We start from the raw sequence: 17,908 nt of genomic DNA on the forward strand, positions 1-17,908 counted from the left end.
AACTGTAGCAGGAAGGAACAGCATGACAGATGTAACCGTAAAAGCGCTGGCCGCAGAGATTCAGACCTCCGTGGACCGCCTGGTACAGCAATTTGCTGATGCAGGGATCCCGAAGTCTGCTGATGATTCTGTTTCCGCGCAAGAGAAGCAAACCCTGCTGGCGCACCTGAACCGTGAACACGGTTCAGCACCAGACAAGTTGACATTACAGCGCAAAACGCGCAGTACTTTAAACATTCCAGGTACCGGTGGGAAAAGTAAATCGGTACAAATCGAAGTCCGCAAGAAGCGCACCTTTGTGAAACGTGATCCGCAAGAGGCTGAACGTCTCGCAGCGGAAGAACAGGCGCAGCGTGAAGCGGAAGAGCAAGCCCAACGTGAGGCGCAGGAAGCTGCCAATCGTCAGGCGCAAGAAAAAGCTAAGCGTGAAGCTGAAGAAAAAGCTAAGCGTGAAGCCGCTGATAAAGCGAAACGTGAAGCTGCGGAAAAAGACAAAGTGAGCAATCAACAATCTGACGATATGACGAAAACCGCCCAGGCCGATAAAGCCCGCCGCGAAGCAGAAGCTGCTGAGCTTAAGCGTAAAGCGGAAGAAGAAGCCCGTCGCAAACTAGAAGAAGATGCCCGTCGTGTAGCGGAAGAAGCCCGTAAAATGGCTGAAGCTAACGCCGGCGTCTGGACGGAAGAAGAGAAAGTGGAAGACGACAAAACTGATTACCACGTAACCACTTCTCAGCATGCCCGCCAGGCAGAAGACGAAAACGACCGTGAAGTAGAAGGCGGCCGTACTCGTGCTCGTACTACTGCTACCAAAGCTCCACGCCAGAAGAAAGGCGGCAAGCACGGCGAATCCAAAGCTGACCGCGAAGAAGCGCGTGCAGCGGTTCGCGGCGGCAAAGGCAAGCGTAAACCTAGCACCCTGCAACAGGGCTTCAATAAGCCTGCGCAGGCGGTTAACCGCGACGTTGTCATCGGCGAAACCGTTACCGTTGCAGAGCTGGCTAATAAAATGGCCGTCAAAGGCTCCCAGGTCATCAAAGCGATGATGAAGCTGGGCGCGATGGCGACCATTAACCAGGTCATCGATCAGGAAACCGCACAGCTGGTTGCCGAAGAGATGGGCCACAAAGTCATCCTGCGTCGTGAAAACGAGCTGGAAGAGGCGCTGATGAGCGACCGTGATACCGACGCAGTGGCTGAGTCCCGCGCGCCGGTTGTTACCATCATGGGTCACGTTGACCACGGTAAAACCTCTCTGCTTGACTACATTCGTTCTACTAAAGTGGCGTCCGGCGAAGCGGGTGGTATTACCCAGCACATCGGTGCATATCACGTAGAAACCGACAACGGCATGATCACCTTCCTGGATACCCCGGGCCACGCAGCCTTTACTTCTATGCGTGCTCGTGGTGCTCAGGCAACGGATATCGTAGTGCTGGTTGTTGCAGCGGACGATGGCGTAATGCCACAAACTATCGAAGCAATCCAGCACGCGAAAGCGGCGCAGGTGCCGGTAGTGGTTGCAGTGAACAAAATCGATAAGCCAGAAGCCGATCCAGATCGCGTTAAGCAAGAACTGTCCCAGTACGGCATCATGCCGGAAGAGTGGGGCGGTGAAAGCCAGTTCATCCACGTGTCAGCGAAAGCCGGTACCGGTATCGACGAACTGCTGGACGCCATTCTGCTGCAGGCCGAAGTTCTGGAACTGAAAGCGATGCGTACAGGCATGGCAAGCGGCGTGGTTATCGAATCCTTCCTGGATAAAGGTCGTGGTCCGGTAGCAAGCGTTCTGGTTCGCGAAGGCTCGCTGAACAAAGGCGATATCGTGCTGTGCGGCTTTGAATATGGCCGTGTGCGTGCAATGCGTGACGAACTTGGTCGTGAAGTGGCCGAGGCTGGTCCTTCTATCCCCGTTGAGATCCTTGGCCTGTCCGGTGTTCCGGTAGCGGGTGATGAAGTTACCGTTGTTCGTGATGAGAAAAAAGCGCGTGAAGTTGCTTTGTACCGTCAGGGTAAATTCCGCGAAGTGAAACTGGCTCGCCAGCAGAAATCTAAACTGGAAAACATGTTCGCCAACATGACCGAAGGCGAAGTGTCCGAAGTGAACATCGTGCTGAAAGCAGACGTTCAGGGTTCTGTGGAAGCGATCAGCGATTCCCTGCTGAAGCTCTCTACCGATGAAGTGAAAGTGAAAATCATCGGTTCCGGCGTGGGCGGTATCACCGAGACTGACGCAACGCTTGCTGCGGCTTCTAACGCTATTCTGGTTGGCTTCAACGTGCGTGCCGATGCTTCTGCTCGCCGCGTTATCGAAGCGGAAAGCCTGGATCTGCGTTACTACTCCGTCATCTACAATCTGATCGACGAAGTGAAAGCGGCGATGAGCGGCATGCTTTCTCCGGAACTCAAACAACAAATCCTCGGCTTGGCCGAAGTGCGCGATGTGTTCAAATCACCGAAGTTTGGTGCCATCGCAGGTTGTATGGTTACCGAGGGCGTGGTCAAACGTCACAACCCAATCCGTGTACTGCGCGACAACGTGGTTATCTATGAAGGCGAGCTGGAATCCCTGCGCCGCTTCAAAGATGATGCCAACGAAGTGCGTAACGGCATGGAATGTGGTATCGGCGTTAAGAACTACAACGATGTGCGCGTTGGCGATGTTATCGAAGTCTTCGAAATCATCGAAATCCAGCGTACGATCGCCTGATAGAGTCCGGGAAACCGGTAATATCTTAAGGGGGGCCGAGCGCCCCCCGATTTGTATGGAGAATTTATTATGGCGAAAGAATTCGGTCGCCCGCAGCGCGTATCTCAGGAATTGCAGAAAGAAATCGCAATTATCCTGCAGCGCGAAATCAAAGATCCGCGTCTGGGCATGATGACCACCGTTTCCGGTGTCGAAGTGTCACGCGATCTGGCCTATGCCAAAGTTTTTGTCACCTTCCTGAACGACAAAGATGAAGATGCCATCAAAGAAGGCATCAAAGTCTTGCAGGATGCTTCCGGCTATATTCGTACCCTGATTGGTAAAGCGATGCGCCTGCGTATCGTCCCTGAACTGACCTTCTTCTACGATAACTCACTGGTTGAAGGGATGCGCATGTCCAATCTGGTCTCCAATGTCATTCGTAATGATGACGAGCGTCGCGTAAACGATTCGGATGACAGCAAGGAGGATTGATGAGTCGTCCTCGTCGTCGTGGTCGTGATATCCATGGCGTGCTGCTGTTGGACAAGCCGCAGGGCTTGTCTTCCAACGATGCACTGCAAAAAGTAAAGCGCATCTATAACGCGAACCGCGCCGGTCATACCGGGGCGCTGGATCCACTGGCTACCGGCATGCTGCCGATTTGCCTGGGTGAAGCAACCAAGTTTTCGCGCTATTTGCTGGATTCAGATAAGCGTTACCGCGTCATTGCCCGCCTTGGGCAGCGTACTGATACCTCTGATGCCGACGGCACGGTTGTTCAGGAACGCCCGGTTACGTTTAGCGAGCAGGAGCTTATGGCTGCGCTGGAAAGCTTCCGTGGTGAGACTATGCAGGTGCCGTCAATGTATTCGGCGCTTAAACACCAGGGTAAGCCGCTGTACGAATATGCCCGCCAGGGAATTGAAGTTGAGCGTGAAGCACGTCCAGTTACCGTTTACGAGCTGCTGTTTATTCGCCATGAAGGCGATGAGCTGGAACTTGAGATCCATTGTTCAAAGGGCACTTACATCCGTACCATCACTGACGATCTGGGTGAAAAGCTGGGCTGCGGTGCGCACGTGACTTTCCTGCGTCGCCTGGCCGTGAGCAAATATCCCGTTGAACGTATGGTGACGCTTGAACATCTGAATGCGCTTCTTGAACAGGCTCAGCAACAGGAAATCGATCCCGCCGTGCTGTTAGATCCGTTGCTGATGCCAATGGACAGCCCGGCTTCAGATTTCCCTGTCGTGAACTTATTACCTGCTGTGGCAGGCTATTTCAGGAATGGGCAGCCGGTGCAGGTTGCGGGCGTTCCTGCCGAAGGCCTGGTGCGCGTCACCGAAGGTGAGGAAGCAAAGTTCATCGGCATGGGTGAAATTGATGATGATGGACGCGTAGCGCCTCGTCGTCTGGTAGTGGAGTATCCCGCCTGACCTCCGTAGTTATCTTGCGATAATAGGTTGCTACAGGTAAAATAGGCGGCTTAGCATTCGAACATTGTCTGACAATAGTTTCGGGTGTGTACTGGGGTTGCTGAATTAGAGATCGGCACCCTGTTTTTTTATCTATAATTCTGGAGTTGAAAATGTCTCTAAGCGTTGAAGCTAAAGCTAAAATCGTTTCTGAGTTTGGTCGTGATAATAACGACAGCGGTTCTACCGAAGTTCAGGTTGCACTGCTGACTGCACAGATTAACCACCTGCAGGGTCACTTTGCAGAGCACAAAAAAGATCACCACAGCCGTCGTGGTCTGCTGCGTATGGTTTCTCAGCGTCGTAAACTGCTCGACTACCTGAAGCGTAAAGATGTAGCACGTTACACCAGCCTGATCGAGCGTCTGGGCCTGCGTCGCTAAGTCTTGCGAGTTTCAGAAAAGGGGGCCTGTTAAGGCCCCTTTTTTCAATCTGACGGCAGCAATTCTATGGAAACTAATGTATTGTTGCTGTGTGTGATCTTTATTGCAGAGGTTCGCGCGGCTAATGAGAGGCTTTATCCGCAAGGGCGGGTCAGGGTTGTCATTAGTCGCGAGGATGCTATAGAGATCGGGTCATAACGGCACCGCGTGAAGTCACCGGAAGCCTAAGAATCTAAAGGATATTATCTTGCTAAATCCGATCGTTCGTAAATTTCAGTACGGTCAGCATACGGTCACATTAGAGACCGGTATGATGGCGCGCCAGGCTACCGCAGCAGTAATGGTAAGCATGGACGATACTGCGGTATTCGTAACCGTAGTAGGGCAGAAAAAAGCTAAAGCAGGTCAGGACTTCTTCCCGCTGACCGTTAACTATCAGGAGCGTACTTACGCTGCTGGCCGTATCCCGGGCAGCTTCTTCCGTCGTGAAGGCCGTCCAAGCGAAGGCGAAACGCTGATTGCGCGTCTGATTGACCGCCCGGTGCGTCCGCTGTTCCCGGAAGGTTTCGTTAACGAAGTGCAGGTTATTGCTACCGTAGTTTCCGTAAACCCACAGGTTCACCCTGACATCGTTGCCATGATCGGCGCTTCTGCCGCGCTGAGCCTGTCTGGTATACCATTTAATGGTCCAATTGGTGCCGCTCGTGTGGGCTACATCAACGACCAGTACGTTCTGAACCCAACTGCAGACGAACTGAAAACCAGCAAGCTGGATCTGGTTGTCGCCGGTACAGAAGGTGCTGTGCTGATGGTTGAGTCCGAAGCAGAACTGCTGAGCGAAGACCAGATGCTGGGCGCGGTGGTATTCGGCCACGAACAACAGCAGGTTGTTATCCAGAACATCAACTCCCTGGTTGCCGAAGCCGGCAAACCACGTTGGGACTGGCAGCCAGAAGCTGTTGATGCCGCGTTGAACGCACGCGTTGCCTCTCTGGCAGAATCCCGCCTGAGCGACGCTTACCGTATCACTGAGAAACAAGAACGTTACGCTCAGGTTGATGCCATTAAAGCTGACGTTATCGCTACGCTGACTGCAGAAGACGAATCTCTGGATGCGGGCGAGCTGTCTGACCTGCTGCACGCTATCGAGAAAAACGTTGTACGTAGCCGTATCCTGGCTGGCGAACTGCGCATCGACGGCCGTGAAAAAGACATGATCCGTGGCCTGGACGTGCGTACTGGCGTTCTGCCGCGTACTCACGGTTCCGCGCTGTTCACCCGTGGTGAAACTCAGGCGCTGGTAACCGCGACTCTGGGCACCGCTCGTGACGCACAGAACCTGGACGAGTTGATGGGCGAACGTACCGACAACTTCCTGTTCCACTACAACTTCCCTCCGTACTCCGTGGGCGAAACAGGCATGGTCGGTTCTCCTAAGCGTCGTGAGATTGGTCATGGTCGTCTGGCTAAGCGTGGCGTACTGGCCGTTATGCCAGAAGCCGATCGTTTCCCATACACCGTACGTGTAGTGTCTGAAATCACTGAATCCAATGGTTCTTCTTCCATGGCTTCCGTGTGTGGCGCTTCTCTGGCGCTGATGGACGCAGGCGTGCCTATCAAAGCCGCAGTAGCGGGCATCGCGATGGGCCTGGTAAAAGAAGGCGACAACTTCGTCGTTCTGTCTGACATCCTGGGTGATGAAGACCACCTGGGCGACATGGACTTTAAGGTTGCCGGCAGCCGTGAAGGTATCTCTGCTCTGCAGATGGATATCAAAATCGAAGGCATCACCCGCGAAATCATGCAGGTGGCTCTGAACCAGGCTAAAGGTGCGCGTCTGCATATCCTTGGCGTCATGGAACAGGCTATCAACGCGCCACGCGGCGATATCTCCGAGTTTGCTCCACGTATTCACACCATTAAGATCAACCCGGACAAGATCAAAGACGTGATCGGTAAGGGCGGCTCTGTTATTCGTGCGCTGACCGAAGAAACCGGCACCACCATCGAAATCGAAGATGATGGCACCGTAAAAATTGCAGCGACCGATGGCGACAAAGCGAAACACGCTATTCGTCGTATCGAAGAAATTACCGCTGAAATCGAAGTTGGCCGTATCTATCAGGGTAAAGTCACTCGTATCGTTGATTTCGGTGCGTTCGTTGCTATCGGCGGCGGCAAAGAAGGTCTGGTGCACATCTCTCAAATCGCTGACAAGCGCGTAGAGAAAGTGACCGACTACCTGCAGATGGGTCAGGAAGTACCGGTTAAGGTACTGGAAGTTGACCGTCAGGGCCGCGTCCGTTTAAGCATCAAAGAAGCAACCGAGCAGTCCCCGGCTGAAGGTGCAGCACCCTCTGCCCCAGAAGCAGCTGAGTAAGCTTTACCGATTGAGCTCTCCATGGCGACATGGAGAGCTGTTTATTACGGAGCAGGATGCTCCGTTTTAGCAGCCGGCGAACAGAGGACGTTCATTCAATTGTTGTCTTCGGGAGTGGGAAATGAAGCCTTTTTTGCGCTGGTGTTTCGTTGCGACAGCTCTCACGCTGGCAGGATGCAGCAACTCTGCCTGGCGTAAAAGCGAAGTCCTGGCGGTGCCATTGCAACCGACTTTGCAGCAAGAAGTCATCCTGGCACGCATGGAACAAATACTTGCCAGTCGGGCTTTAACCGATGATGAACGCGCACAGCTTTTATATGAGCGCGGAGTGTTGTATGATAGCCTCGGCTTGCGGGCTCTGGCGCGAAATGATTTTTCACAAGCGCTGGCAATCCGCCCCGATATGCCTGAAGTATTCAATTACTTAGGCATATATTTAACGCAGGCAGGCAATTTTGATGCTGCCTATGAAGCGTTTGATTCTGTACTTGAGCTTGATCCAACTTACAACTACGCGCATTTAAATCGCGGTATCGCCCTCTATTACGGTGGTCGTTATCGTTTAGCGCAAGATGATCTGCTAGCGTTTTATCAAGACGATCCCAATGATCCGTTCCGCAGTCTGTGGCTCTATATTGCCGAAAGCAATCTGGATGCTAAACAGGCCAAAGTGGCGTTACAACAGCGCCTCGATAAAGCGGATAAAGAACAATGGGGATGGAACATTGTCGAGTTCTACCTGGGGAACATTAGCGAAAAAACGCTAATGGAACGCCTCAAGGCGGACGCAACGGATAACACCTCGCTCGCTGAGCATCTCAGTGAAACCAACTTCTATTTAGGTAAGTACTACCTAAGTCTGGGGGAAAAGGACAGCGCTACGGCACTGTTCAAGTTAGCGGTCGCTAACAACGTACACAACTACGTTGAGCATCGTTATGCATTGTTGGAATTAGCGCTCTTGGGCCAGGAGCAAGATGACCTGGCAGAATCGGACCAGCAATAGCTGACGAACAACGATCAGCCCATAAACTTTAATCTTTAAAGTCATCGCCTTAACGGGTGAGGGCGTTTTTGTTCGTTAATCAACTAAATTTGAGCCGGTTCACACTTTTCAATGAAAATTGCAGATCAATTTCACGATGAGTTACGTAGACTGGCCGCCATCAACGAGGCACATGTACTACATGACTGATATCATCGAAACCACTTTTACCGATCTGGGGCTGAACGCCTCCATCCTTAAAGCCCTGAGCGATCTGGGTTACGAAAAGCCATCTCCAATCCAGGCAGAGTGTATTCCACATCTGTTGGGTGGCCGCGATGTACTGGGTATGGCCCAGACAGGCAGCGGCAAAACCGCAGCGTTCTCTTTACCGCTGCTGCATAATCTCGATCCTGAGCTTAAAGCACCGCAAATCCTGGTGCTGGCGCCGACCCGCGAACTGGCGGTTCAGGTTGCAGAAGCCATGACAGATTTCTCTAAACATATGCATGGCGTAAACGTTGTGGCCCTTTACGGCGGCCAGCGTTATGACGTGCAGCTGCGCGCCCTGCGTCAGGGACCACAAATTGTTGTTGGTACCCCGGGTCGCCTGCTCGATCACTTAAAACGCGGCACGCTGAACCTGTCCAGCCTGAAAGGTCTGGTGCTGGATGAAGCGGATGAAATGCTGCGTATGGGCTTCATCGAAGACGTTGAAACCATTATGGCGCAGATCCCGGAAGGTCATCAGACCGCGCTGTTCTCTGCAACCATGCCGGAAGCCATTCGTCGTATTACCCGTCGCTTTATGAAAGAGCCGCAGGAAGTACGCATTCAGTCAAGCGTTACCACACGTCCTGATATCAGCCAGAGCTACTGGACCGTGCACGGTATGCGTAAAAACGAAGCGCTGGTGCGTTTCCTGGAAGCAGAAGATTTTGATGCGGCGATTATCTTCGTTCGTACCAAAAATGCGACCCTGGAAGTGGCTGAAGCGCTGGAGCGTAGCGGTTATAACAGCGCCGCGCTGAACGGTGACATGAACCAGGCCCTGCGTGAGCAGACTCTGGAGCGCCTGAAAGATGGTCGTCTGGATATCCTGATCGCCACCGACGTTGCGGCCCGTGGCCTGGACGTTGAGCGCATCAGCCTGGTTGTTAACTATGACATCCCGATGGACTCCGAATCCTACGTTCACCGTATCGGTCGTACCGGCCGCGCGGGTCGTGCTGGCCGTGCGCTGCTGTTCGTTGAGAACCGCGAGCGTCGTCTGCTGCGCAACATTGAACGCACCATGAAGTTGACGATTCCAGAAGTTGAGCTGCCAAACCGTGAACTGCTGAGCGAGCGCCGCCTGGCTAAGTTTGCTGCTAAAGTTCAGCAGCAGCTGGAAAGCAGCGATCTGGATCTCTACCGTGGCCTGCTGGCAAAAATTCAGCCTTCCGCTGAAGAAGAGCTGGATATCGAAACGCTGGCAGCAGCGCTGCTGAAAATGGCGCAGGGCGAACGTCCTCTGATCCTGCCACCGGATGCGCCGATGCGTCCACGTCGTGAGTTCAAAGAACGTGACGATCGTTTCGAGCGTCGTTCAGATCGTAACGATCGTGGCCCACGTTCAGATCGTCCACAGCGTGATGGCGAAGCACCGGCTCGTCGCGAACGTCGTGACGTTGGCGATATGGAACTGTACCGTATCGAAGTTGGCCGTGATGACGGCGTTGAAGTTCGTCATATCGTTGGCGCGATCGCTAACGAAGGCGACATCAGCAGCCGTTACATCGGTAACATCAAGCTGTTTGGTACGCACTCCACCATCGAACTGCCAAAAGGCATGCCTGGTGAAGTTCTGCAGCACTTTACCCGTACTCGTATTCTGAACAAGCCGATGAATATGCAGCTGATGGGTGATGCGCAGCCGCGTACTGACCGCGGTGGCGAACGCCGTGGCGGCGGTGCGGGTCGCGGATTCGGCGGCGAGCGTCGTGAGGGCGGTCGCGGTCCACGTCGCGATGGCCCGGCAGGCGCAGGTCGTAGCTTTAGCGGTGAACGCCGTGAAGGCGGTCGTGGCCCACGTCGTGATGATGGCGCAGCACCTGCTCGTCGTCGTTCAACCGAAGCTTAATTAGCCGAAGTTTATGCCTGCGATTGTGTCGCAGGCAGTCATAAAAGTCCTGGTTGATAAAACCGGGATTTTTTTTATCCAAAATGTACTCATGTACTGGTACAATAATCCGCAGTCAAACCTGTCGCATCGACAGCGGTTTATTGTTTTCAGGAATTCATATGTCAATCTTATCGACCACCAAAGCCTCGCCCTCTATTCTCGGCGGCGTGATGATAATTGGTGGCACAATTATTGGTGCGGGCATGTTCTCACTGCCGGTGGTGATGGCTGGAAGCTGGTTTTTCTGGTCGCTAGCCGCGCTGGTGTTCACCTGGTTTTGCATGCTGCATTCCGGGCTGATGATTCTGGAAGCCAACCTCAACTACCGCGTTGGCGCAAGCTTTGATACGGTCACAAAAGATCTGCTGGGTAAAGGCTGGAATCTGATCAACGGACTTTCCATCGCTTTCGTGCTGTATATCCTGACCTACGCCTACATTTCGGCAAGCGGTTCGGTTATTCATCACACGTTAAGCGAGATGTCAGTCGACTTGCCTGCCAGGTTTGCCGGGCTGATTTTCGCCCTTATAGTGGCGTTTATTGTCTGGCTGAGCACGCGAGCCGTAAGCCGCATGACGACGATCGTCCTCGGCGCAAAAATCCTGACCTTCTTTATGACCTTTGGCGGATTAATGTGGCATGTCGAACCGCAAATCTTGCTCGACAAGCAGGCGATTAATCCCAGCTATTTTCCGTACCTTTTTATGACGCTGCCATTCTGCCTGGCCTCTTTTGGCTACCATGGCAACGTGCCAAGCCTGATGAAATACTACGGCAAAAACCCGCAAACCATTAAGCGCTGTCTGATGTGGGGCACGGTGATGGCGCTGGTGCTGTATGTCATCTGGCTGGTTGGCAGCATGGGCAATATCCCACGCGGCGATTTTATTGCCATTGCTGATAAAGGCGGGAATATCGATGTGCTGGTGCAGGCGCTGAGCGGCGTTCTGAACAGCCGCACGCTGGATTTGCTGCTGATCGTCTTCTCTAACTTTGCCGTTGCCAGCTCGTTTCTGGGCGTGACGCTCGGCCTGTTCGATTACCTGGCCGATCTGTTTAAGTTTGACGACAGCCCGTCCGGGCGTCTGAAAACCGCGCTGGTCACGTTTATTCCACCGATGCTTGGCGGCGCTATCTGGCCGGACGGCTTTATTTACGCCATTGGTTTTGCCGGGCTCGCGGCCACAATCTGGGCTGCAATCGTGCCTGCGCTATTGGCGAGAGCGTCACGCCGTAAGTTTGGCAGCCCGCTTTACCGCGTATGGGGCGGGAATAAAATGATCGCGCTGATTATCATCTTCGGGGTGGGCAATGCGGTGATACATATTCTGTCGAGCTTCAATCTGCTGCCGGTCTATCATTAAAATTTCGCCCCTCAACCGAGGGGCGAAATCCTTATAAACTCTCGTGTACATCCATTGCCAGATCGAACGAATGCAGCCGGGCCTGGCTATCAAAAATCTGCCCGTTGACCATGATTTCATCCGCCTGAGTTTCGCGCAGCAGCGAAATCAATCCATGACGCACTTTCGCCTTATCGCCAACCAGCGACATGCTCAGCGCCTGCTGCACGCCGTACTGCTCGCCCGCGCTCCAGAAGCTGTCCATATTCTCGATTGGCGCCGGCAGCAGCCCGGTTTCGCCGCGACGCAGTTTGACGAAAGCCTGCTGCATAGACGTAAACAGGAATTCCGCATCGCGATTGCTGTCTGCGGCGATGATATTGATGCAGACCATGGCGTACGGTTTTTCCAGCCGTTCGGACGGTTTGAACTGGGCGCGATAAAGCTGCAATGCCTGGAAAAGCATATCCGGCGCGAAGTGCGAGGCAAAGGCAAACGGCAGACCAAGCTGTGCCGCAAGCTGCGCGCTGTAAAGGCTGGATCCCAGCAGCCAGACCGGAATTCTGGTGTTGTAACCGGGAACCGGGCGCACGGCCGGGTTTGGATCGGCTGCATCAAACCACGACACCAGCTCGTTCACATCCCGCGGGAAATTATCGATATCGCCGCTCATATGACGACGCAGCGCCATCATCGTACGCTGATCGCTTCCCGGCGCGCGGCCCAGCCCAAGATCGATACGCCCCGGATAGAGCGTCTCCAGCGTACCAAACTGCTCGGCAATCACTAACGGCGAGTGGTTGGGCAGCATCACGCCGCCGGAACCCAGACGCAGCGTTTGGGTATTGGCTGCAAGGTAGCCAATCAGGACGGACGTTGCCGCGCTGGCAATGCCGGTCATATTGTGGTGTTCCGCCAGCCAGTAGCGGTGATAGCCGCGTTTTTCAGCCAGGCGTGCGAGATCGAGAGAGCGATGGAACGCATCAGCGACCTGCGATCCTTGCGGGACCGGCGACAGGTCCAGCAGCGAAAAAGGAACGTGGGTAATGTCAGACATAACGGCTCACTTTGTTAGACGAAGTGGTTACTTCGTTTGCTGATAGTTAACTTCAGTATTGCGCAAAATCATCAGCAATTAAGTAACAAAGTGAGCCTTTTCTCAGGCGGGGTTAATCAGTTCCAGCCCGGCGACGCGATGCCAGTAGCCGTTGCAATCGCTTTGCGAAGTGAGTTTCAGCGGCGCTGAGCCGTTTTCGTTGGCGCGGAAGGTTTCCAGCACTTGCAGGGTGTCCACGCCCATGGGCGACAGGCGAACCATATCCACCAGGCCTTTCATCGAGACCAGTTCGTTACCAAGGTTATAGACGTAGCCGCTCATTGTCTGAATGCCGTTAAGCACAAAAACCTGCTGATTTTCCTGCGACAGCATATTGCGCCCGGTTGGATATTTGCTGCAGCAGGTTTCACACTCGTCTTTTGCCCGGTCTTCAGAGCGGGCGGTAAAGCAGCGGGCAGAGTAAGCGAGCGGCAAATGTCCGTAGCTCAGTACTTCAACTTCAAACTGGTGACGGATACCCAGCTCATCGCACTGGTTTAGCAAATTCTCCAGCCAGTCGCGGGAAAGTTCTACCGGCATACACCAGCGCGTCATCCCTTGCTTAAGGAGCAGGCGCAGCGTCACCGCGTTGTAGCAGTTAAGCGCATGGCCTGCGACAAACGGCAGTTTGCGCTCGGCAGCAACGTTCACGGCGCCAAGGTCGCTGGCTTCAATCAGAAATTCGCCGTTATCGACGTAGCGTTTCAGCTCGTTTAGCTCGGAAGGCGCCTGCACCAGCGCAAGCGTTGAAAGCACGACTTGCTTTCCCTCACCGGCCAGCATCTTTGCCATATCCAGCCAGTCGCCTACTTTCGTTGCGCGGCGTTTACTGCATACGGTTTCTCCGAGATAAACCACATCGGCGCGGCTTTTAGCCGCCGCCTGGTAAAAGCTTTCCAGCGTCTCTTTTGACCAGTAATACAGCACCGGTCCTAATGAATATTTCATCTGATTTCCTACTGCCATTTGCGATGATATGCGCCGAGGGTGGTTTGCGTGCCTTCCGCCATCGCGCCAAGCGCGTCCATCCAGGCCGGCTGTGCGCGATAGCTTTCCGGGGCGGCCATACAGCGATCTATTGCCTGACGCCAGACTTTGGCGACCTGGCTGACATACGCCGGGCTACGCTGGCGGCCTTCAATTTTCACCGACGCAATATTGGCGGCATAGAGCTCGGGCAGCAGTTCGAGGGTATTGAGACTGGTCGGTTCTTCAAGCGCGTGATATTTCTGCTTGTCTACCAGATAACGGCCTTTACACAGCGTTGGATAACCGGCGTTTTCGCCGTCCTGATATCTGTCGATCAGCACGTCGTTAAGGCGGGATTCCAGCCCCTGCGGCGTTTGCTGCCAGCGAACAAAGCGCGCCGGAGAACAGGCACCGACGGTATTCGGGGATTCGCCGGTCAGATAAGAAGAAAGATAGCAGCGGCCTTCGGCCATAATACACAGGCTGCCAAAGGCAAAAACCTCCAGCGGAACAGGAGTGACGCGCGCCAATTGCTTCACCTGATGAATCGACAGCACGCGCGGCAGCACGACGCGAGACACGTCAAAGTTACGCTGATAGAAGCGAATGGCCTCTTCGTTGGTCGCGGAGGCCTGCACCGACACGTGACGCTCAATATGCGGATAACGTTGCGCTGCATACTCCAGCATCGCCAGGTCCGCCAGAATCAGGGCATCGGCGCCAATCTGTGCGGCCATATCTACCGCTCGCTGCCAGCGTACGTAGCCGTCCGGATGCGCGAAAGTATTGATGGCGATGTGCAGCTTACGGCCACGCTGATGCACGTAGCTGACCGCTTCCTGTAGTTTCTTTTCCGTAAAATTCAGTCCGGCAAAATGACGGGCGTTAGTGTCATCTTTCAGACCGATATAGACCGCGTCGGCACCGTTATCGATGGCCGCTTTTAACGCCGGTAAATTTCCGGCAGGGCAAAGCAACTCCATAATGTATCCTGCATCATCGGGTATCCTGAAAGGTGACCCGCGCAGCCCGGCGTGGGCTGCAAAATTGTTAACGAACTGGGATTTTAATTAACCTGTCGGCGACAAATTTTGATTTAAGGCAGCTAATGGCGTATTGATGGCAACCATTGGGGGTAGTTAAAACTAACGCAATTGTTGATTTGCACCGCTATGGCGTTCGGCGGGTATGGCAAAATAGCAAAAAATTTTCTCAAGGAGTAAAGCTCGTGTTGGATAAGCTGCGTTCTCGCCTGGTACAGGTTGGCCCATCTTTATTGCGGACCCCGGTCAAACTGACGCCCTTTGCTCTGAAGCGTCAGCTCCTCGAGCAGCTGCTGGGCTGGCAGTTCCGTCAGGCGCTTGCGGATGGTGAACTTGAGTTTTTACAGGGTCGCTGGCTGAGCATTGAAGTTCGCGATCTTGCTCTGAAGTGGTTTACCTCGGTACAAGGTAATAAGCTGGTCGTTCGTGAAGACGCGTCGGCTGACGTCAGCTTCAGCGCCAGCGCTAACGATTTGCTGATGATCGCCGCGCGCAAACAGGACCCGGACACGTTATTCTTCCAGCGTCGCCTGGTCATTGAAGGCGATACCGAACTCGGTCTGTACGTCAAAAATTTGATGGATGCTATTGAGCTGAACGCAATGCCCGCACCTTTACGCATTGCGCTGCTGCAGCTGGCTAATTTTGTTGAAGCGGGTATGCAATATAAGCCTGTTCCAGAAAGTAACCCGGAAGGTGAGCCATGTTAATTCGAGTAGAAATACCCATCGATGCTCCCGGTATCGACGCCTTATTGCGCCATGCCTTTAACGGTAACGGTGAAGCGGATCTGGTAAAAGATTTGCGAGAGGACGGCCTGTTAACGCTTGGTCTGGTCGCTACGGATGACGAAGGTCAGGTGGTGGGCTATGTCGCATTCAGCCCGGTTGCCGTAGAAGGTGAGGAGCTACAGTGGGTGGGGCTTGCGCCTTTAGCGGTAGAAGAAGCGTATCGCGGCCAGGGGCTGGCGAAAAAGCTGGTTTACGAAGGGCTTGATTCCCTTAATGAATTCGGCTACGCCGCGGTTGTGGCGCTGGGTCAGCCTGAAATGTACCACCGCTTTGGCTTTGTGCCTGCCGCCCGGTTTGGTTTGCGCAGCACCTGGCCTGATACCGAAGCCGCCTTCCAGATCTATCCTCTGGCGGAGGATGCGCTAAACGGCGTCAGCGGGCTGGTGGAATATCACGAGCATTTTAACCGCGAGTTCTGAGCCATCATCTTTCGCGCCGCAGAGGCGTTGGCTGCAACGCGAAACTTATTGGGGATTGGTATGGTTTTGAAGATCTGCCAGCAGGTCTTCAAAAGGCAAGCTGCCGTTCACCAGGCGTTCTTTTTGCGTTTTAGTTAGCTGCTTGATGCGATATTCCAGGCGCAACGCGCACGAACGATCGCCCACCGGGCGACTAAATGCCAGCGATAGCTTACCTTTGCCCCGTAAAGCTTTCGCGCCTTTTCCGGCCTGGTGTTGCCCGAAGCGGCGTTCCACATCCGTCGTGATGCCGGTATATAAGCGGTTATCGAGGGTGCGGACTAAATAGAGATACCAGGATGACATAGGGCAAGCGCATAGTTGACATTATTTGCAGAATAACACCGTTCAGGTCGCCCATGGAAACACTTGATGCCATCAGCCGCTGGCTGAACAAACAGCACGTTCTTACCTACTGCGTTGGCGGTAACGAAGATTTATGGTGCGCCAACGCCTTTTATTATTACGATCGCGCGCGCGTAGCGTTTTATTTGCTGACCGAGGCCACTTCCCGACACGGGGAACTCATTGGCAAAGGTTCGTTCGTCGCCGGCACGGTAAACGGGCAGCCCAAAACCGTCGCGCTGATTCGCGGCGTTCAGTTTCGCGGCAAGATTCATATGCTGGACGACAGCGAGGCGGGAAGCATTCGCCATCTTTACTGCAAACGCTTCCCGGTGGCGAGAGTGATGGCGGCCCCCGTCTGGGAAATTCAGCTCGACGAGCTAAAAATGACGGACAACACGCTCGGTTTTGGCAAAAAACTACGCTGGCTGCGGGAAAACTAGGCTCCTAACAGACGCAGCGCCTCGCGGTTAAAGGCCGGCAGGTCTTCCGGAGTACGGCTGGTAACCAGCTGATTATTATCAACGACCACCTCTCTGTCATAGAAGTCGGCGCCGGCATTTTTCACGTCAATTACGATAGGCTTCACTGCGGTCAGCTTGCGTCCGCGAACGACATCGGCGCTGATTAAAAGCTGTGGGCCGTGGCAGATAGCAAAAACGGGCTTGCCGCTGTTCATAAAATCGCGCGTAAAAGTGACGAAGCGTTCATCGCCACGCAGGCTGTCCGGGGAGTGCCCGCCGGGTAGCAGAAGCGCATCGAAATCGGCCGGGCGCACCTCATCAATGGCTTTATCGATGGTGACCTTTGCCTCGCCTTTTTTACCGGTTACGGTTTTACCGGCCTGCTTCTCAATGGTGATAACGTCGTGCCCCGCTTTTCGGAACGCCTCTGCGGGTGAAGTAAATTCTGAATCCTCGAATTCGTCGGTGATCAAGACTGCAATCTTCTTGCTCATAGCTCCTCCATTATCTGTTTCCAGTGCTTAAGCCTGGACCACAGGGCAGACTTTGCAAGCGAACGGACTAGACTTAGATTCATCTGATAAAGGAGCGCCTATGAGCCGGGTATTGATTACGGGAGCGACAGGTCTGGTCGGCGGGCATTTATTACGCCTGCTTAACGACGAGCCGCGGGTCACAAACATTGTGGCCGCTACGCGTCGTCCGCTGCCTCCGATGCGTAAAATGTTCAATCCTCACGATCCGCAGCTTAGCGATGCGCTGGCGCAGCTCACCGAGCCGGTGGATATCGTTTTCTGCTGTCTTGGGACGACGATGAGGGAGGCCGGCAGTAAAGAAGCCTTCGTGCTGGCGGATTATACGCTGGTGGTAGATACCGCGCTGACGGGCCAGCGCCTGGGCGCCAGACATATGCTGGCGGTCAGCGCGATTGGCGCAAACAGCAAATCGCCGTTCTTCTACAATCGCGTCAAAGGAAAAATGGAGGAGGCGCTGATAGCCCAGAACTGGCCGCGTTTAACCATCGGCCGGCCGTCTATGTTACTGGGCCATCGTGAATCACAACGCTTTAACGAATCGTTCTTTGCGCCGCTGTTTAAAATCATGCCTGGGAAATGGAAGTCCATCGAAGCAAGAGATGTCGCCCGGGCGATGCTGCATGAGGCGCTTTCACCTTCTCGTGATAGCGTGGCGATCCTGGATTCCCGGCAGCTACGAGAGATTGCGGCGCATTCGGCGGTTTATTAACCACGGCTTTCCAATACCCTTACAAGAAGCGTAGTATTAGCGCCAATAAATATAAACCACGCTTACGATTGGCAG

At 54.0% G+C, this 17,908-nt stretch carries 18 protein-coding genes; 13 read left to right on the top strand and 5 right to left on the bottom strand.

Annotated features, from left to right (window positions below; genetic code table 11):
* The first annotated feature begins 22 nt into the window (after positions 1-22).
* The 9 genes from infB to mtr all read left to right on the top strand — a co-directional run bounded on the left by infB (position 23) and on the right by mtr (position 11,443).
* Complete coding sequence (gene infB, locus E2L00_RS08990) at positions 23-2,710, top strand: translation initiation factor IF-2 (protein WP_167610085.1); 2,688 nt, start codon at positions 23-25, stop codon at positions 2,708-2,710.
* 69 nt (positions 2,711-2,779) lie between these two features.
* Entirely contained in the window at positions 2,780-3,184 is a 405-nt protein-coding gene (gene rbfA / locus E2L00_RS08995) for a 30S ribosome-binding factor RbfA (protein ID WP_167610088.1), read from the top strand.
* Positions 3,184-4,128, top strand: a complete 945-nt coding sequence (gene truB / locus E2L00_RS09000; RefSeq protein ID WP_167610091.1) for a tRNA pseudouridine(55) synthase TruB — start codon at positions 3,184-3,186, stop codon at positions 4,126-4,128. Before rbfA ends, truB begins: the two co-directional genes overlap by 1 nt.
* Before the next feature lie 152 nt (positions 4,129-4,280).
* The gene (gene rpsO / locus E2L00_RS09005; protein ID WP_167610094.1) at positions 4,281-4,550 is read left to right on the top strand and encodes a 30S ribosomal protein S15; all 270 of its coding nucleotides are present in this window, start codon (positions 4,281-4,283) and stop codon (positions 4,548-4,550) included.
* A gap of 247 nt (positions 4,551-4,797) precedes the next feature.
* On the top strand, positions 4,798-6,930 hold the full coding sequence (gene pnp, locus E2L00_RS09010; RefSeq protein WP_167610097.1) for a polyribonucleotide nucleotidyltransferase: 2,133 nt from the start codon (positions 4,798-4,800) through the stop codon (positions 6,928-6,930).
* Positions 6,931-7,051: 121 nt separating this feature from the next.
* Positions 7,052-7,936: a lipoprotein NlpI gene (gene nlpI / locus E2L00_RS09015; RefSeq protein ID WP_167610100.1), complete on the top strand. Its 885-nt coding sequence runs from the start codon at positions 7,052-7,054 to the stop codon at positions 7,934-7,936.
* A gap of 111 nt (positions 7,937-8,047) precedes the next feature.
* Positions 8,048-8,125, top strand: a complete 78-nt coding sequence (gene yrbN / locus E2L00_RS09020; protein ID WP_099458804.1) for a protein YrbN — start codon at positions 8,048-8,050, stop codon at positions 8,123-8,125.
* Positions 8,118-10,037 (top strand): DEAD/DEAH family ATP-dependent RNA helicase, encoded by a 1,920-nt coding sequence (locus E2L00_RS09025; RefSeq protein WP_167610767.1) that lies wholly within the window; start codon positions 8,118-8,120, stop codon positions 10,035-10,037. Before yrbN ends, E2L00_RS09025 begins: the two co-directional genes overlap by 8 nt.
* Positions 10,038-10,198: 161 nt before the next feature.
* A complete protein-coding gene (mtr, locus tag E2L00_RS09030; protein ID WP_167610103.1) occupies positions 10,199-11,443 on the top strand; it encodes a tryptophan permease in 1,245 nt (414 codons plus the stop codon).
* A gap of 31 nt (positions 11,444-11,474) precedes the next feature.
* Here mtr and E2L00_RS09035 read toward each other — a convergent pair whose 3' ends face one another.
* From E2L00_RS09035 to ubiU, 3 genes are all read right to left on the bottom strand, one after another.
* A complete protein-coding gene (locus tag E2L00_RS09035) occupies positions 11,475-12,479 on the bottom strand; it encodes a luciferase-like monooxygenase (protein ID WP_167610107.1) in 1,005 nt (334 codons plus the stop codon).
* A 102-nt stretch (positions 12,480-12,581) separates the two neighbouring features.
* Complete coding sequence (locus E2L00_RS09040; protein WP_167610110.1) at positions 12,582-13,466, bottom strand: U32 family peptidase; 885 nt, start codon at positions 13,464-13,466, stop codon at positions 12,582-12,584.
* An 8-nt stretch (positions 13,467-13,474) separates the two neighbouring features.
* A complete protein-coding gene (gene ubiU / locus E2L00_RS09045; RefSeq protein ID WP_167610113.1) occupies positions 13,475-14,470 on the bottom strand; it encodes a ubiquinone anaerobic biosynthesis protein UbiU in 996 nt (331 codons plus the stop codon).
* Between the two features lie 245 nt (positions 14,471-14,715).
* Between ubiU and ubiT the strand changes: the two genes are divergently transcribed.
* Together ubiT and E2L00_RS09055 are read left to right on the top strand one after the other, a co-directional pair.
* Complete coding sequence (gene ubiT / locus E2L00_RS09050) at positions 14,716-15,240, top strand: ubiquinone anaerobic biosynthesis accessory factor UbiT (protein WP_167610116.1); 525 nt, start codon at positions 14,716-14,718, stop codon at positions 15,238-15,240.
* Entirely contained in the window at positions 15,234-15,740 is a 507-nt protein-coding gene (locus E2L00_RS09055) for a GNAT family N-acetyltransferase (protein WP_167610119.1), read from the top strand. Before ubiT ends, E2L00_RS09055 begins: the two co-directional genes overlap by 7 nt.
* Positions 15,741-15,785: 45 nt before the next feature.
* Here the strand turns inward: E2L00_RS09055 and E2L00_RS09060 are convergent, their stop codons facing one another.
* Positions 15,786-16,085 carry a GIY-YIG nuclease family protein gene (locus E2L00_RS09060; protein ID WP_167610121.1) on the bottom strand — a complete coding sequence of 100 codons (300 nt, stop codon included), beginning with the start codon at positions 16,083-16,085 and terminating at the stop codon, positions 15,786-15,788.
* 53 nt (positions 16,086-16,138) lie between these two features.
* Here E2L00_RS09060 and E2L00_RS09065 point away from each other — a divergent pair, with 53 nt between their 5' ends.
* Complete coding sequence (locus E2L00_RS09065; RefSeq protein ID WP_167610124.1) at positions 16,139-16,567, top strand: YhbP family protein; 429 nt, start codon at positions 16,139-16,141, stop codon at positions 16,565-16,567.
* Here the strand turns inward: E2L00_RS09065 and E2L00_RS09070 are convergent.
* Positions 16,564-17,082 (bottom strand): type 1 glutamine amidotransferase domain-containing protein, encoded by a 519-nt coding sequence (locus E2L00_RS09070; RefSeq protein WP_167610127.1) that lies wholly within the window; start codon positions 17,080-17,082, stop codon positions 16,564-16,566. The two genes, E2L00_RS09065 and E2L00_RS09070, sit on opposite strands and share 4 nt — an antisense overlap.
* Positions 17,083-17,182: 100 nt before the next feature.
* Between E2L00_RS09070 and E2L00_RS09075 the strand changes: the two genes are divergently transcribed.
* Positions 17,183-17,833 carry an NAD(P)H-binding protein gene (locus E2L00_RS09075; protein ID WP_167610130.1) on the top strand — a complete coding sequence of 217 codons (651 nt, stop codon included), beginning with the start codon at positions 17,183-17,185 and terminating at the stop codon, positions 17,831-17,833.
* The last annotated feature ends 75 nt before the right edge of the window (positions 17,834-17,908 follow it).

The organism is Cedecea colo, assembly GCF_011808225.1.
In the GTDB taxonomy this organism is placed as follows: Bacteria; Pseudomonadota; Gammaproteobacteria; order Enterobacterales; family Enterobacteriaceae; genus Dryocola; species Dryocola colo.